We start from the raw sequence: 14,704 nt of genomic DNA, 5'->3' as shown, positions 1-14,704 counted from the left end.
ATGAGAAATTGAAAGCTTAAAAAGGAATTCTTTCTAAAGTCATCTTCAATGAGAGCGCAAATACTCCGGAGGATACAAAAAGAATCCAGTCTTTTTTATTGACCTTAAAAATATGGAGAAGCATAAAAAGAACAACCAGAATTGCAGCCACAATAACAATCTGTCCCAGTTCCAGACCAATATTAAAACCTAATAAAGGAACCGCAATGCTCTGGCTTTTGACAATCATTACTCTTGCTGTGTTGGCGAATCCCATACCGTGAACAAGCCCGAAGATCAAAGCAAGATAATAATTAGCACGCATCAGGGTCTGTTTCTGGTTTTTCATGATGATATTATCCAGGGAAGTAAGGACAATCGTGAGCGGGATCAGGAATTCTACCCATGCAGAAGGAAATCTGAAGACATCCAGAATGCTTAAAGCAAGGGTAATGGAATGTCCGACTGTAAATGCAGTCACAAGGATCAGAATTTTTTTCCAGTCACTATAGGAATATACGGCAATCAAAGCCAGAACAAATAACTGGTGATCCAGAGCATCCAATGAAATGATATGCTCCCAGCCAAGGTTTAAATAGAATAGAAAATCCTGCATCATAACGTAAAAATATAATGCGTACGAAAATAATGATTAATTTCGGAACAAATTTTAAATGTCCGGATTTATGAAGATTTTATGGCTGTTTCTGCTTCCCATTGTATTCCTGTTTTCTTTTACAAAAGCGAAGCATCCTTATCATGTAGGTTCAGTTGAGATCAATTATAATGTAAAATCAAAGACTTTTGAGATTACAGGACGGTTTTTTCTGGATGACCTGGAAAACGGACTCAGCAAAAAATATGGAGGCGCTTTCCATTTTAATGATGAAAAATATAAAACAAAACTCAATGAAGCCTTGCAGAAATATTGCGCAGAGTATTTCAAATTAAAAGGAGACGGGAAATTTCTGAAAATAAATTATGTTGGCTATGAAGAAGACAGTGAATCCGTAAACGTTTATATGGAGTCTGAAACAGTCACCGTTCCCAAAAAAGTAGAAGCTGCGGTAAGTTTTCTTTATAACTTATTTGATGATCAGATCAATATTGTACACATCATCATACAAGGGAAAAGAGAGAGTGAAAAACTAACGTATCCTAACCGTTATCTCTACCGCCAGTTTTAATCAGATGTTAATTTTTTATTTCTGTAAAGGTCTTCTTCAGGTATTTTATGTCTTTTTGAGTTATTAATGAAATATTAAATCACTAAATATTGATTAATAATTTTAAATGGATTTTATTTTCGAAAATGAATTATTGAATTATTTATATTTTTTCATGCATTTTGTTGATTAATTATATGTTATAAATTGTTTTTGATTTATTAATTTATATAATATTTGTTTTTTGTTTAAAAAAAGCTATATTTGTTTATGCCTAGTTGGAGATTTCTGAATCTTGTTTCATGAGGTCATACAATCTGAAAAATGATAATTGACTAATAAAAAAACAACGGGGTGAGAAGGAGTAAGGAAAACAGAAGAGTTCTGTAAAAAAAACATTCTTTACTGCGATTTTTTTAATAACATAAAACCGCTTAGATTAAGTAGGGATAAAAACTTATGGATGAGGTTCATAGACCTGTAAAAGGTGGTTGAGACAAAATAAAAAACATCAAACGCAAAATAAAACCACAGATTAAGAAAAAATTTAGTTCGAAGAGTTAAATAAGGTAAAAAAGTTCCCGTTTTACCGGATTTAAGGTCGAAGATTCTAATAAACACAATCATTTAAAACACTTACTTGCAGGTAGGTGTTTTTTTATTCATGATCCATTTGAAGTTGTGTATTGATCTCTTTGGTATGATCAAGCAGATCAGGAAAAAAATCGTTATAACATTGCTGAAGAAAAGATTTGTTTTCCAGGAAAGCTTCAAAAACAGGAATGTCTTTTTCCAGATATCGGGCTTTATTCAAAACGTTGCGGATGCTGAATTTAATTCCCCAGTCTTCACGGTAGTTATAAAGCCAGTCATCTTCCTCCATCTTTTCCAGCATTTTTTTAAAATTTTCAGGGAGCCATTGCTCATGCTCATGAAGAACTTTATATACGTTTAAGGAATGAGCTTTCCAGCCTTCCAAAGAATGTAATGTAAGATCATTGGCGACAAAATAATCCATGGCAACATCCACAAAAGCTCCGGCATACAGCCTCACCAAAGGAGAAAATGCTTTTTTTGCCTCATGAATGGCAGGGTGGGAGTCTGTGAAAGTGTCTATTGCCCGGTGCAGGGTAATACCGTCCTGGATTTCCTTCGGAAAAGAAAACCGGTCCCTGTTCCGGATAAAATCTTCCAGAAACTGTCCTACAATTTGTCCGTCTGAAAAGGTGAGAAAAGAATGCGCTAAATAATTCATAATCGAATATAAAAATTTTTAAACAATAACCTGCTGTCTGCAAAAGTTTCCACCCAAACACCCTTTCCTGTTTCATTATATTGAAAATTGATTTCATTCAAACGAATGTTTTTCGGGGAAATTAAGACAAGATGAAGTTCGTGATCATGGATAAAACTCCGGAACTGAACAGGAAACGAAAAGTTGTTCTGTATCTGAAGGTCTTTATAGCCATAAACTACAGTACAATCGGACCCCAATGGGGTAAAACGTTCATGTTCCTTATAAATATCAACCGAATGTGGATATCGTTCCACAATTTTTAACCCGGACTGAAGGGCTGCATAATAAAGAATAGAGGAAAATTGACAGATTCCGCCTCCTATTCCGCTAGAAATATTATTCCGGATAAGATTTCGTCCTTCTTTAAAATTATTTTCCGAAGTAGGTTTTCCAATCAGCTTCCAGAAAGATAATACTTCGTTTGGACGAATCACAAGATTATTAATTTTTTCGCTGACTACTTTTAAGTTGTGAATCTTATTTTCAATAAATTCTCCTTTTTTGATGCTTTGTCGGAATTCATTTTTGTAGAATCCAATGTCTTCCTGCCGGTATTCTTTCACATACTGATGCCTGGTCCGTTGTTCATGAATGTACCGCTGCAGTAATTTTATCTGCAGCTTCCAATGATCAGGAATTATTTTTTTTAGCAGCCGTTTCATATTTTTTCAAGTACAGTGATATGGTAGGAAGCCCATCGTTTCAGAAAAGTCCGGCAGAGCAGAATATCAATGGGAAGGAAAAACTTTCTTATGCTTTTTGGAATCCGATGGACAGGGAAAAGTAAAATGCCTGTCGTGCTTTTGATTTTCCAGTCGTCTTTTACCAACTGTGAAATTTCCGGAGGGGTAAAACTGTTGCCTGCATGCCAGTCTTGCTGAGGCGAAACTGTTTTTTTTCTGGCTTTTGTAGGATAATCAAAGATCAGAATACTGTTGTTATTTAATTTTCTCCTGCATTCATCAAGGAATTTCCCGGTTTCATCTTTCGTCTGATGCATGATCACATGAAAGCAGAATATACAGTCAAATGAAGTGTCAAAAGGGATTTTTGAGATTTCTCCTGCTGAAATTATTTTATCAGGATGTTTCTCTTTGGCAATACTGAGCATGGATTCACTGAAATCGGTGCCGTGCGTTGCAAAATCAAGAAGCCTGCCCGTTCCGCAGCCCAGATCCAATATTTTGGAATATTTTGTATGACGGAAAAATGAATTTAAAAATACCTTCTCCTGCCGGTCAATATAGTTCCCGTAAGAATTCCCGAAACGGTTTTCATCGTAGGTATCTGCGAGGTTATTGTAATATTCCCGGATATTGGTTTTCATGATTTTAAATTCTTTTGTGAAAATAACTAATCCGGAGCATTTTATCAACCTTATTTCAGATTATTTGAAGGTCAGGATTTAGGCTGGGAATCTGCATGATGTTTTCTGAATTCAGACGGTGTCATATCAGTCATCTTTTTAAAAATTGTATTAAAAGCAGTCTTTGAATTGAAGCCTGATTCAAAAGCAATTCCTAATATAGACCATTTCTGGCTGGAGTCATCAATAAGCATCTTCTTAGCGTGCTGTACCCTGTATTTATTAACAAAATAAAAGAAATTTTCATGAAAGCCGTTATTGAGCAGATAGGAAAGCTGATGGGCATTGATCTGAACCATATCGGAGAGTTTCAGTAAATTGAGATCACCGTCCAGATAAGGCTTTTCTGTTTCCATTAAAACAGTTAACCGCTGTTTCAACATCTCAAATTCATGCTCAGAAATTAACTTTTTTCTTGTTGTTTCTTCCTCCTCACTCTCCATTTCAATAGAGAGCAGTTCTTCACGCTGGCTTTTATTTACAGGATAAATCTCTTTTTGACGGAGAACGTAATACAGCGTGCTGTACACAATAAATAAAAAAAGCAGATCCATCACCACATGCTGATGCATTTTATAGATAAAAGCATTGAACAGCTCATAGCCAACCGTTATAATGATGGTTATAAAAAGAAGAAAACTCAGCTTGATCAGCCACTGCAGGTCAATGGGTTCCGTATCAGCTGAAATGGTTTCAATTCTTTTCTGATGCTTCCTGATCCTGAAGTAAATAAGGGCAATATAAGGAAGATTATGAGCGATATTGATAAATAATACGATATGATAAATGACCGGATGTCCTTCTGAACAGAATAATAATATCCAGCAGATCAAAGGAACGATCAGGCACACCAGATCAGCTATCTTAAATCTATAATCCGGATTAATAAAAAATATAACACTGAAAAACAAAAAGATAGGCGTAAATATCTGTATGGAATACACGAAAAATGAAAACCAGGTCTCTGGCGTAATTCCGCAGATATGCAAAACATCCAATACCCAATAGCTGGACCATAATAAAAGAAACAGCCCGAAGAATAAGTTGGCCTTTCTGTTGACTTTCATAGGATTGATCAGCAATGTAAATGAAAGCAGGGTCAGACCGCCATAAAGCAGGACAAGGACAAACTTCTGAATATTTTCGAGCAGCATATTTATCGGATATTAGAAGAGCCTTTCGTGGAAATCTTCAATTTTACTTACTTCCTCTATTTTGATTCCGAATTTTCTTTTCGGAATTTTGTTGAGGTTGGATACAAAAATCTTTTCGTAGCCTAATTTTTCTGCTTCCGTGATTCTTTGTTCGGCTTGAGCAATAGGACGAATTTCACCACTTAATCCGATTTCTCCCGCAAAACAATAATGTTCAGAAATAGCAATATCTTCATTGGACGAAAGGATGGAAGCTACCACAGCAAGATCTAATGCAGGATCATCTGTTTTGATTCCTCCGGTTATATTTAAAAATACATCTTTTGCCCCCAATTGAAACCCTGCACGCTTTTCAAGAACAGCCAGAAGCATATTCAGTCTTTTAGCATCAAATCCGGTGGAACTTCTTTGCGGAGTACCATAGACTGCCGTACTTACCAGAGCCTGAATTTCCAGCAGCATCGGCCGGTTTCCTTCTAAAGTTACAGCAACAGAATTTCCGGACAGCTCTTCAAATTTTTTGGTAATAAGAATCTCCGAAGGATTTTTGATTTCCTTCAATCCCTGGGAAACCATTTCATAAATTCCGATTTCAGCAGTAGACCCAAAACGGTTTTTATTGGCTCTCAGCAGTCTGAAAAGATGGTTTCTGTCACCATCGAAATTCAAAACAACATCTACCATATGCTCCAGTACTTTTGGCCCGGCAATCTGGCCGTCTTTGGTGATATGGCCTACCAGGAAAACGGGAGTATTGTTTTCCTTGGCAAATTTAATGATCTCATTGGAGCATTCCCGGATCTGGGAAACAGTGCCCGGCGAACTTTCTATTAATTGCGACTGAAGAGTTTGAATAGAGTCAATAATCATAAAATCCGGTTCCAGCTTTTTAGCTTCGTGAAGGATCTTTTCAAGGGATGTTTCTGTAAAAAGAAAACAGTTCGGGTTCTGAAGATCCGTTAACCTGTCTGCTCTCATTTTGATCTGGGAAGCACTTTCCTCTCCCGAAACATAGAAAATTTTCTTCTTCATTTTCAAGGCCAGCTGCAAAAGAAGCGTAGATTTACCGATTCCCGGTTCACCTCCGATCAGAGTTACTGAACCTAAGACAATTCCGCCGCCCAGAACACGGTTCAGTTCCTCGGAGGGGGTTTTTATTCTCGGTTCTTCACTGGTTTCAACCTCAATGATGTTGATGACGTGTTGTTTTGATTTTGAGAAAGGCGGAGTTTTAGATGACGTTTTTTCAACGACTTCTTCCACCAGGGTATTCCATTGCCCGCAGTTTTTACACTGCCCCATCCATTGGGAATATTGGGTTCCGCAGTTTTGACAGAAATATGCTGTTTTCAGTTTTGCCATACTGCGAAGTTAAAGAAAATGAATTTTGATTTTGAAATTTTAATTAATTTTCAGCAATGAAAAATATCTTACTGAAAAGCATTCTTATTTTAGGAATTATGACCTTTCTGAACGCAGGGCTGGTTGGGGAATCGGTGAAGCTGATAGGAATGCCGCCTTCAAGTCACACGTTACACGGTTTTGCCGTATTTGTAGGAGGCCTCATCATCAGTGGAATAAGCTTTGCAACCATCCTGATCTTTAAAAGAAGCTACGATGCCATTTGGAAAGTGGCTGTTCTGTTTGAAATTCTTTATCTGGTGATGCTGTTGTGGTCTCAGGTAAATCCATTGGCCTATTTTACTCAACATACTGATGATAGTCTTATTGACCTGCTGTTGTATGTGAATTCAATCATTGTATTTCTTGTCATCCTTCTTTTTGATTTTGTTTTTTCTAAAATAAATTCAACAAAAATTAAAAAATAACATAGATCAAGCAGAAGATTTCTATTATATCTTATCTTTACTCAATAAAATTAATGTAAAATTATAATTATAATGAAAAAAGTATTTTTATCCTTCGTATTTACGTTGTTAAGCATTGTGGGATTTGCCCAGAACGGATGGGTAGTGGACCCAATGCACTCTTCTGTTAATTTCAATATCAAGCATATGGGAATCAGTTTTGTGCAGGGACGTTTTGATAAATTTAGTGGGAAAATAACCACAGAGGGAGCCAACCTGGATAACGCTTCTTTCAATTTTGCGGTAGAGGTGAATTCCATTAATACTGGTGTGGAAATGAGAGACACCCATCTTAAGAGCAAGGATTTTTTTGATGGTGAAATGTATCCGGAAATGGTTTTCTACAGTTCTTCTATTGCTAAGGATAAAAACGGATATATCTTAAAAGGAAAACTGAGAATTAAAGAAGTAATAAAAGATATCAGTGTTCCGGTAACATTTGGAGGGATCACCAAAAACCAGAAAGGAAAAGAAATTATGGGAATCCAGTCTAAATTTACCATTAACCGTCTTGACTATGACATCAAATATGATCCTACAGGAGCAGGTGTTGCCAAAGATGTAGACGTAAACGTATATTTTGAGCTGGTGAAACAGTAATTCATACAACTTATTAATAAAAAGGTTTTTCAGATAACTGGAAAACCTTTTTTATTGAAGATTTATTCAGTGAAGGATCTGTTATAACCCAAACATCTGTGAGGTTTAAATTAAAACAGTAAGCCTTATGAAGATGAAGTGCTGTTTTACGTTAAACAGTCTTATCAAAAAATCTATCAGATTTTTCTTAACAAAACTTAATTCTTTATAGCCCTTAATGGTTCATGAGCATTTTGGATAGACGCAATAGACGCAAGGATTTAAACCATCATAATGCTTTTAAGTCGCAAGAAAACCAAAGGTTTTCAGCTATTTCTGATATCAAATAAAATCAGCGGGGCTATAAACGTTAACAAAAATCTTTTCTAAAAACCTTTTAATGTAGGCTGTAGAATTATTCAATAGAGGTGGACTTTAGTCCACCCAAATAAAAAGAAACAATCCGCTGGCTTTAGCCAAAACCTATACAGCAAATTTTCAAAACCTGCTCAATCTGCCAGATTCGCGAGAAAAATAAAAAAATTATTTAGGGCTATTCAAGTTATTAAATTCAGGAATATTTTCATTGATCAATGGTTCTGCAAAGATTCAAAAATTAACTTTACCGGAGGAAACCGTAAAGATTCCAAAATCATCAATCAGCATATTCTCTTTCCGTACCCCATTATAAACCATAACTCTGTCGAGCTCCTTTTGCGAACGCCTTCTCATGATCCAGTCTTTATTCTGATGATTGTTCAGAACATAAGCAATCATTTTCAGCTGCGGATGCCACGGCTGTCCCGTGTAAACAACAAAAGAATTCTTTTCAGAAATGGAGACCGCTCCACGGATTGCTCTGGAAGCTGCTTCATTATCACCAAAAAGTTCTAGGATCCCGGAAATAATGGTGATATTCGGTTCAAAATCCAGTTGGTGATACGTTTCAGGATCAAAGCAGTCAAAATTGGTAAAACGGATGTTCTGATAGTTTTTTTCACGAATTACTTTTTCACCGATCTCAATATTGCTTTTTACAAATTCATTGATCACGATTTCAGCATCGGGATATTTTTCTTTGATATCGAATAAATAATTTCCTGTTCCGCCGGCAATGTCAAGAATTTTGATCTTTCTGCCTTCCTGTTTCAGAGACTTGATGTTCTGTTCCAAAAGCTGAATCAGGTGCTGTTTTCTGATACGGATCCCTTTCCAGCCGATGGCATTGAGGTAATTCTTATCCATCATTTTACCAAAACCGAATTTTCCGTCCGGCTGATTCTGGTAAACATAATCCAGTGAAGCTCCGGAATCAAAACCGTATTTCAGACCGATGGCCATCCCATTGCTTATTTTTCCGATTTTTCCCAGAGACATTTTCTGAAGCTTAAAATTCAGGTTATTGCCTACATTATTTTTAAGATCTTCATATTCTTTTAATGAAAACGGATCGGGAGAAAGAGAGGCTGATTTTTGAGTTTTACTAAAAGATTTTTCCGCAAAATCTGCGATCTTATCATAAACTTTTTCTTTTCCGGTGTCAAATAAAATACCATGGAAGAATCCGGGCAGGACTTCATAATGTTTCAGGTCCGTATCCAGGCGGTCATGGAAGATTTTCTGATCTTTATTGAATACCACATGATCTTTTTCTGCAGCTAAAATCAAGGTTGGAGTATCGATGGCTGCAGCATCGTCTACAAGGCGCTTTCCGGCTTTGGCCAGGTCAATAAGAAGTTCTGCATCTATAGATCTTGAGATCAGCGGATCTGTATCGTAGGCATTTTGCTGAACGGGATCGTGGGTTAGCATTTTAGATTTCACATAGCTTTTAATGATCAGTCCTTTTTTCAGTTTGGTTCCCAGTGTAATCATTTCATTAGCCAAAGGAACAATAAGATTAATTCTGAAAGCTGGGGCCAGAAGAGCCATTCCTGCAATAGCCGGTGCAAAATCATGGGCCCAGGCTGAAGCAACAACCCCGCCGATACTGTTGGCGACAACAAATATATCAGAGATATTGATACCATATTCTGATATGATAAATTTGGAAAATGAATCCAGATCCCTCACGTAATCCATAAAAACAGATGAGGTTTTGGTTTCTGTATGGCCGTGCCCGCGAAGATCGAAGGCAAAAATATTGTATTTTGAAAATTGTGGAGCCTGTGCAATATCATTCAGCCTTTCTGAATGCTCGTGTCCCCGGTGGATCATAATGATGCTTTTCTGGCCGGGCTGATAATTCCATTCCCGGTAGAAAATAGGACTGTTATCAAAACTTTTAAAATGTCCGTTGTTCATAATTTAATTTTTTTTCAGAAACTCCTGAAGATAAGGATGAATGATAGCATTCTTATTCAGGGATTTCATTGTGGTTATTGCTTCCTCTAAAGGTAAAGATAAAATATTTTTCATTACCAGAATTCCTACCATCGAACTTCTGGTAAAGCCCATGGTACAGTGGATGAGGATTTGCCCGCCTTCAGGAAGTTTTTTATAATGTTCTGTGATTTCTGCAATTAATGTTTTGGTCTGTTCAATGTCAGGGATCCCAATATCCAGAAATGGAGCAGAATGATAGTCAGGTAATACTTTCAATTTAGAAATTTCTTCCATTTCTGCTGACAGATCGTAGATTATAGTGTGATTGCTGGTCGTAAAACAAGAAAGATCTTTATGATCTGGTCTTGATGAAATATAAATACCCGGAGCAATCAGTAAGGGCTTTTTGTTTTTTCGGAAAAACCTCCATAATACCCAGTATATCATAAGGTATGGAGCGTAAAAAACTTTTCTCCACAAAGAAATAATTCCATTTTTATCTTTTAAAAAGCGGACAGTATTTTTTTGATAATGATAACCTATTACAATTGACATAATAGCAGGCCAAAGTATCAGCAATCCTGTAGCACCAGAGTTTTTGTAGAGTATGAATGCTGCTGAAGCCATGATCCATCCCGACAGAAAATAAAAATTGGCGATTTGGAAGTTCCGGTATCGAAAATCATTTTTACGATAGGGAAAGAGGATAAAACTGAAATGAGCAAGAACTGATCCTGATAGGATATCAATAAAATGATGCTGATATGTGGTAAGGGTAGAAAGTCCAAGCAAGAGGAGCCACAGCATAAAAAAAGTGCGCAGTTTTTTTACGTTTCTGAGAACCGGCCAAAAAATAAACGCATAGGCAATATGCAATGATGGTGCCTGATTAAACGGAGAATCAAAGATTTCTAAAAACCGGAAAGGGTAGCCCAGTAAGAAATGATCTGTTGGAGGTTTTTCCAGAGAAAATTTCAATGGGAACAATAGGAAGCAAATCCCAGCCATAATGGTTACAAAAAGTATTCTGTAGGTGAGAGCTGTAAGCTGTTCCTTATTTTTACAAAGAAAAAATACCAGGACGAAAAATAATCCACTGGTCATGTAAGGAATGATTGTCCATGGCAGGAACGGAATATATTTTTCAAAATCAAAAACAAATGAAGGAATTGCTTCCTGCTTTGAAAGATGCAAGGCTGTATAATTGTATACTACTGTAAAAACAATGGCACAAAGTATAAAAGCCGAAAATTTTTGCTCTATTTTCAGTCGTTTTTCATCCATTTGGCTTTCCTGAACATGATTAGATTAAGGAACGAAGAAGGGAGAACGGATAAGGATTTCATCATCCATTTCATTTTTGAAGGAAAAATAATGAAATTTACTTTGCGTTCTATCGCTTGGGTAATTACGGAAACGGCAGTATTAACATCTGTGAGAAAAGGTTTTTTGCTCAAATCATGATGATTGAGCTGTCTTAATTTTTCAGTGTCCACATAGCCGGGCGCAATAGTCGTTACAGAAATTCCAAAAGGTTTCAAGGCTCTTCTGTAGGCATCCGCAACCTGAATCACCGAACGTTTTGTTTTGGTATAAAGACTTGAATTTTCATAATTCAATATCCCTGAAACAGAGGCAATAACCGCAATACTACCTTTGTTTTGCCCCTTCATCATTCTTCTTGCTGCTTCAAAACCATTCACCGTTCCCAGAATGTTGGTTTGCAGCATTGCTTCTGCTTCTTCATAGGAAATTCTTCCGGCAACATCTTCTGCATAGCTTCCTGCACAGTTGATGAAAATATCAAGATTATGGTTATCCACAAGAAACAGTTCCAATGTGGATAAAATTGAATTTAAATCACAAACATCTGCCTGAAATGATTTTAAACTCTCATCATTATTATTTTCAGGTATTTTGGACAGATCTCTTCCGCAAACCCCTACATAGTGGCCTTTTGAAAGGTAATGACTTGCCAGCGCATAGCCTATACCGGAAGTTCCGCCTGCAATAAAAATGTTCATAAGCCTTTTGTGATGTTCAATATTACGTAAAAATAAATTTTATCTGCCAAACCAACGAATTTTAATAAGTTTTGGTAAATGTAAGAGTGTAAATTTTTATATAACCAGATATAATAAGCCTTATCAGATAAATAAATGGATAAGGTTTTTCTTAAACGCAAAGTGCCAATTTATAGGCAATATGATTTTAAGTGAGCAAAGAGTAGAGTCAATAGAGTTGATTCGATGAAGCGAGCGTTTTAACCATTAGCTTCATCAGCGATAAAGTCGCATTTCTTTGCTCTCTAAAATCAGCGGTATAAATAGAAATCTTTGCGTGAATTTTATTGTTTCTGGCTCGCAAAAAAATAAAATTTTCAACAGTTTTAGCCAAAATATAAAAGAGAAACCCTATTTACCTTCTCATGCTTTTCATCGTCTGGTCAAAACCATACTGCCATTGCTTTTCCATGTCTTCCTTAAACTGCTGATGCGTTTGTGGAAAAGAAAATCCAATTTCAAATTTACTCCAGTTGATGTTTTTCTTCAGATAATGTCCTTTCAGGCTCTCTTTGATGGTAAGGGTATCAATTTGAAAATCAGGATGCATGCTTTGGACTTCTGAAAGACGTTTATTTCCGCTCAATCCAAAAACGGAACGTACTAATGCTTCTTCCGCTAGGGTATACGATTGTTTTTTTTCCGTGATTACAATATTAGCGAGATGTCTGGCCAGTTCAACCGGAATAAGATCAACAGCTCCTCCGGCAAAATATTTTCCCTGAAGAAAAGCTGGAGCTACATAAAACATATCGGAAACGGAGATTCTCACACTTTCAAGGAGAGAAACATCTGTTTTTACCAGAGGAAGTTCTGTAATTGTACTGTTTTTAAAATTAGATGAATTAATGATTATCTGTTCGGGAATGATTTTATCGGCGGTTTCTGTATCGGTGAAAATTATTTTTTGATACAGTTTTCTGTTATTTCGGGGTTGCCCGGTTTCTTCCGGAGTAAAAAGAATTTCTGAGCCGATGATTAAAGTCGGGATTTCTTTTGAGAATGAAATGTTTTTTAAGGTGGGGAAATTTGTAGATAGATCCTGATGCATTTCAACAAGATACCGGTTGAAAACATCTTCAATATAAGGGGCGTTCCTTGTGTCTAGTATTTTTTTCAGCGTAAAAAGTCCGATTTTTGAAAGTTTTTTATGCTGTGTTAAAACGGTATTGGTTACAAACCGGAAATATTCCTCTGATTTCAGATAGTTCTTTCGGGAAAGATGATCAGGAAAAGCATTAATAACCGCAGTTGCAAAAGCTCCTCCGCATGTGGCGATCAGAACATCGGGTTTCATATCCAGTTCTTCCAGTGCAGCATACATTCCGAGGTAGATCATCATTCTTGTTCCGCCTCCTGAGAATATCAAAGCTTTTTCAAATTTTCCATTCATGGCTTAACTTTTTAGGAGAATGGGAAGGATCCAGAAAAAAAGAGGAGCATTGAAGATCAGGCTGTCCATCCTGTCCAAAAGTCCGCCGTGCCCGGGAAGAAGCGTTCCGGTATCTTTTACGCCTGCTTTTCTTTTCAGATAAGACATCAGAACATCACCAAAGAATCCGGAAATTCCAAGAATCAGACCTAATATTGTGTTGATGAAAAAATCTGTTTTCAGAATAAAAAATCCAAGAATATTGCTTAATATAATGGTAAGAAATACCCCTCCTATAAAACCTTCCAATGTCTTGTTGGGACTGATTTTAGGAGTAATCTTATGTTTTCCGAAGAATTTCCCCATCAGATATTGAAAGACATCATTCAGTTCTGTAACAACCACTAAAAAGATAATAGAATTGAACCCTGAACTCATTTTTCGAATGAATAATAAATGCGGAAAAACAAAAAGACATATTAAAAGAGCCATAAATACTCCTGAGATTTGTACAGCAGACTTTTTTAACAAAATAAAATAGAGTAAAATGATAAAAGCCAAAGCAGTGCTGTACAAAAGATAATCGTTGATATTAAAAAAGTAAAGCAGGATAAATTGAGAAATACCTAAAAATACAGATGTTGATAAACGCTGTGATTCAATTTTAAAAAGTCCCAGAAACTCAAAAAAACACTGAAAACCAATCCATGAAACGAAAATTTTCATGGCTGTAGGATGTGATATTCCGAGGGTAAAAACAGCGATGATATACCCCCATGTCTTTACTCTCAAAGGAACATCTGCAAATTTATTTTCTTCAGGCTTCATGCAGTGATTTCTTTAAACGGGTATAAGTGCTGATGAGGAGAAGGGCTATAATCAACCCGAAGATATAAACAGATAACCCTGAAATATCAACGCTAAAGAAAATCAGAAGTCCATATAATCCTAAAATAAGGGCACGATCACTTTTCCCCATCGGCCCGTCGTAACGGCGCTCTTTTCCGACTACTTTTCCTATCAGCCCTGCAAATTCATTGATAACACTTAAAATAATAAAAACAATGATTAAGTATAGACTTTCCGGCTGAAATTTAATCAACGGGAAAAATATAATGACGTCTGAAACAATATCACCTACTTCATTCAGAACTTCACCCAGTTTGCTGGTCTGGTTGAATTTCCGGGCCATCATTCCGTCTAATGCATTCAGTGCCATTCTTATTAAAAGTCCGATTGGAAGACTTAGGAAAAACCATTTTGAAATGTCAGCATTCCAGAACAGAATTCCGATCACTACAGATAACAGGACAGAGCTGATGGTAATCTGGTTGGCTGTAATCTTGTTTTTATGTAAAAATAACAGAACCGGAGTGAGCAGCTGCTGAAATCTGGGTTTGAGTTTATATACCGAAATCATGGTTGTTATGGCTTTTTGTCATTTGCTGAGATCAAATATAGATAAATTTTTTAATCAGTATTCATAATGATTGAAAGGGGGATTTTCAATTTTCAAAATGTAAAAAATTGCTTTG

The 14,704-nt window shown here is 36.4% G+C and carries 15 protein-coding genes; 3 read left to right on the top strand and 12 right to left on the bottom strand.

Annotated features, from left to right (window positions below; all coding sequences use genetic code 11):
- Window positions 1–16 precede the first annotated feature (16 nt).
- Window positions 17–595 (bottom strand): HupE/UreJ family protein, encoded by a 579-nt coding sequence (locus tag J2Y40_RS13675; protein WP_309999882.1) that lies wholly within the window; start codon window positions 593–595, stop codon window positions 17–19.
- Between the two features lie 70 nt (window positions 596–665).
- On the opposite strand from J2Y40_RS13675, the gene J2Y40_RS13670 reads away from it, so the two are divergent.
- Window positions 666–1,166, top strand: coding sequence for a DUF6702 family protein (locus tag J2Y40_RS13670; RefSeq protein ID WP_309999487.1), 501 nt, complete (start codon window positions 666–668; stop codon window positions 1,164–1,166).
- Between the two features lie 637 nt (window positions 1,167–1,803).
- Here the strand turns inward: J2Y40_RS13670 and J2Y40_RS13665 are convergent.
- The 5 genes from J2Y40_RS13665 to radA form a co-directional block, all read right to left on the bottom strand.
- A complete protein-coding gene (locus J2Y40_RS13665) occupies window positions 1,804–2,400 on the bottom strand; it encodes an ACP phosphodiesterase (RefSeq protein ID WP_309999486.1) in 597 nt (198 codons plus the stop codon).
- A complete protein-coding gene (locus J2Y40_RS13660) occupies window positions 2,397–3,104 on the bottom strand; it encodes a VanW family protein (protein WP_309999485.1) in 708 nt (235 codons plus the stop codon). The genes J2Y40_RS13665 and J2Y40_RS13660 overlap by 4 nt, the downstream gene beginning before the upstream one ends.
- Window positions 3,101–3,769: a class I SAM-dependent methyltransferase gene (locus tag J2Y40_RS13655; RefSeq protein ID WP_309999483.1), complete on the bottom strand. Its 669-nt coding sequence runs from the start codon at window positions 3,767–3,769 to the stop codon at window positions 3,101–3,103. Before J2Y40_RS13655 ends, J2Y40_RS13660 begins: the two co-directional genes overlap by 4 nt.
- A gap of 71 nt (window positions 3,770–3,840) precedes the next feature.
- Window positions 3,841–4,962, bottom strand: a complete 1,122-nt coding sequence (locus J2Y40_RS13650; protein ID WP_309999482.1) for a helix-turn-helix domain-containing protein — start codon at window positions 4,960–4,962, stop codon at window positions 3,841–3,843.
- A 12-nt stretch (window positions 4,963–4,974) separates the two neighbouring features.
- On the bottom strand, window positions 4,975–6,324 hold the full coding sequence (gene radA / locus J2Y40_RS13645; RefSeq protein WP_153395601.1) for a DNA repair protein RadA: 1,350 nt from the start codon (window positions 6,322–6,324) through the stop codon (window positions 4,975–4,977).
- Window positions 6,325–6,380: 56 nt separating this feature from the next.
- Here radA and J2Y40_RS13640 point away from each other — a divergent pair, with 56 nt between their 5' ends.
- Together J2Y40_RS13640 and J2Y40_RS13635 are read left to right on the top strand one after the other, a co-directional pair.
- Window positions 6,381–6,791 carry a hypothetical protein gene (locus J2Y40_RS13640; RefSeq protein WP_309999480.1) on the top strand — a complete coding sequence of 137 codons (411 nt, stop codon included), beginning with the start codon at window positions 6,381–6,383 and terminating at the stop codon, window positions 6,789–6,791.
- A gap of 72 nt (window positions 6,792–6,863) precedes the next feature.
- Window positions 6,864–7,430: a YceI family protein gene (locus J2Y40_RS13635; RefSeq protein ID WP_309999479.1), complete on the top strand. Its 567-nt coding sequence runs from the start codon at window positions 6,864–6,866 to the stop codon at window positions 7,428–7,430.
- A gap of 588 nt (window positions 7,431–8,018) precedes the next feature.
- Here the strand turns inward: J2Y40_RS13635 and J2Y40_RS13630 are convergent.
- The 6 genes from J2Y40_RS13630 to J2Y40_RS13605 all read right to left on the bottom strand — a co-directional run bounded on the left by J2Y40_RS13630 (window position 8,019) and on the right by J2Y40_RS13605 (window position 14,589).
- Window positions 8,019–9,713, bottom strand: coding sequence for a bifunctional alpha/beta hydrolase/class I SAM-dependent methyltransferase (locus J2Y40_RS13630; protein ID WP_309999478.1), 1,695 nt, complete (start codon window positions 9,711–9,713; stop codon window positions 8,019–8,021).
- A gap of 3 nt (window positions 9,714–9,716) precedes the next feature.
- Entirely contained in the window at window positions 9,717–11,018 is a 1,302-nt protein-coding gene (locus tag J2Y40_RS13625; protein ID WP_309999477.1) for a phosphatase PAP2 family protein, read from the bottom strand.
- Window positions 11,000–11,758, bottom strand: a complete 759-nt coding sequence (locus J2Y40_RS13620; RefSeq protein WP_153395591.1) for an SDR family oxidoreductase — start codon at window positions 11,756–11,758, stop codon at window positions 11,000–11,002. The genes J2Y40_RS13625 and J2Y40_RS13620 overlap by 19 nt, the downstream gene beginning before the upstream one ends.
- 394 nt (window positions 11,759–12,152) lie before the next feature.
- Window positions 12,153–13,190, bottom strand: a complete 1,038-nt coding sequence (locus J2Y40_RS13615; protein WP_309999476.1) for a patatin-like phospholipase family protein — start codon at window positions 13,188–13,190, stop codon at window positions 12,153–12,155.
- A 3-nt stretch (window positions 13,191–13,193) separates the two neighbouring features.
- Window positions 13,194–13,997 carry a phosphatidate cytidylyltransferase gene (locus J2Y40_RS13610; protein ID WP_153395587.1) on the bottom strand — a complete coding sequence of 268 codons (804 nt, stop codon included), beginning with the start codon at window positions 13,995–13,997 and terminating at the stop codon, window positions 13,194–13,196.
- Window positions 13,987–14,589 (bottom strand): CDP-alcohol phosphatidyltransferase family protein, encoded by a 603-nt coding sequence (locus J2Y40_RS13605; protein WP_309999473.1) that lies wholly within the window; start codon window positions 14,587–14,589, stop codon window positions 13,987–13,989. Before J2Y40_RS13605 ends, J2Y40_RS13610 begins: the two co-directional genes overlap by 11 nt.
- Between the last annotated feature and the right edge of the window lie 115 nt (window positions 14,590–14,704).

This window comes from Chryseobacterium sp. 2987 (assembly GCF_031456375.1).
GTDB lineage: Bacteria > Bacteroidota > Bacteroidia > Flavobacteriales > Weeksellaceae > Chryseobacterium > Chryseobacterium vaccae.
Note: the sequence above shows the minus strand (reverse complement) of the source record. Positions and strands in the feature narration are given on the sequence as shown.

Excerpts from the sequence above, each read along its gene's own strand:
- J2Y40_RS13620 (WP_153395591.1), bottom strand. The coding sequence starts at position 11,758 with ATGAACATTTTTATTGCAGGCGGAACTTCCGGTATAGGCTATGCGCTG.
- J2Y40_RS13650 (WP_309999482.1), bottom strand. The coding sequence starts at position 4,962 with ATGCTGCTCGAAAATATTCAGAAGTTTGTCCTTGTCCTGCTTTATGGC.
- J2Y40_RS13665 (WP_309999486.1), bottom strand. The coding sequence starts at position 2,400 with ATGAATTATTTAGCGCATTCTTTTCTCACCTTTTCAGACGGACAAATT.
- J2Y40_RS13635 (WP_309999479.1), top strand. The coding sequence starts at position 6,864 with ATGAAAAAAGTATTTTTATCCTTCGTATTTACGTTGTTAAGCATTGTG.
- J2Y40_RS13610 (WP_153395587.1), bottom strand. The coding sequence starts at position 13,997 with ATGAAGCCTGAAGAAAATAAATTTGCAGATGTTCCTTTGAGAGTAAAG.
- J2Y40_RS13670 (WP_309999487.1), top strand. The coding sequence starts at position 666 with ATGAAGATTTTATGGCTGTTTCTGCTTCCCATTGTATTCCTGTTTTCT.
- J2Y40_RS13640 (WP_309999480.1), top strand. The coding sequence starts at position 6,381 with ATGAAAAATATCTTACTGAAAAGCATTCTTATTTTAGGAATTATGACC.
- radA (WP_153395601.1), bottom strand. The coding sequence starts at position 6,324 with ATGGCAAAACTGAAAACAGCATATTTCTGTCAAAACTGCGGAACCCAA.
- J2Y40_RS13675 (WP_309999882.1), bottom strand. The coding sequence starts at position 595 with ATGCAGGATTTTCTATTCTATTTAAACCTTGGCTGGGAGCATATCATT.
- J2Y40_RS13655 (WP_309999483.1), bottom strand. The coding sequence starts at position 3,769 with ATGAAAACCAATATCCGGGAATATTACAATAACCTCGCAGATACCTAC.
- J2Y40_RS13630 (WP_309999478.1), bottom strand. The coding sequence starts at position 9,713 with ATGAACAACGGACATTTTAAAAGTTTTGATAACAGTCCTATTTTCTAC.
- J2Y40_RS13625 (WP_309999477.1), bottom strand. The coding sequence starts at position 11,018 with ATGGATGAAAAACGACTGAAAATAGAGCAAAAATTTTCGGCTTTTATA.
- J2Y40_RS13660 (WP_309999485.1), bottom strand. The coding sequence starts at position 3,104 with ATGAAACGGCTGCTAAAAAAAATAATTCCTGATCATTGGAAGCTGCAG.
- J2Y40_RS13605 (WP_309999473.1), bottom strand. The coding sequence starts at position 14,589 with ATGATTTCGGTATATAAACTCAAACCCAGATTTCAGCAGCTGCTCACT.
- J2Y40_RS13615 (WP_309999476.1), bottom strand. The coding sequence starts at position 13,190 with ATGAATGGAAAATTTGAAAAAGCTTTGATATTCTCAGGAGGCGGAACA.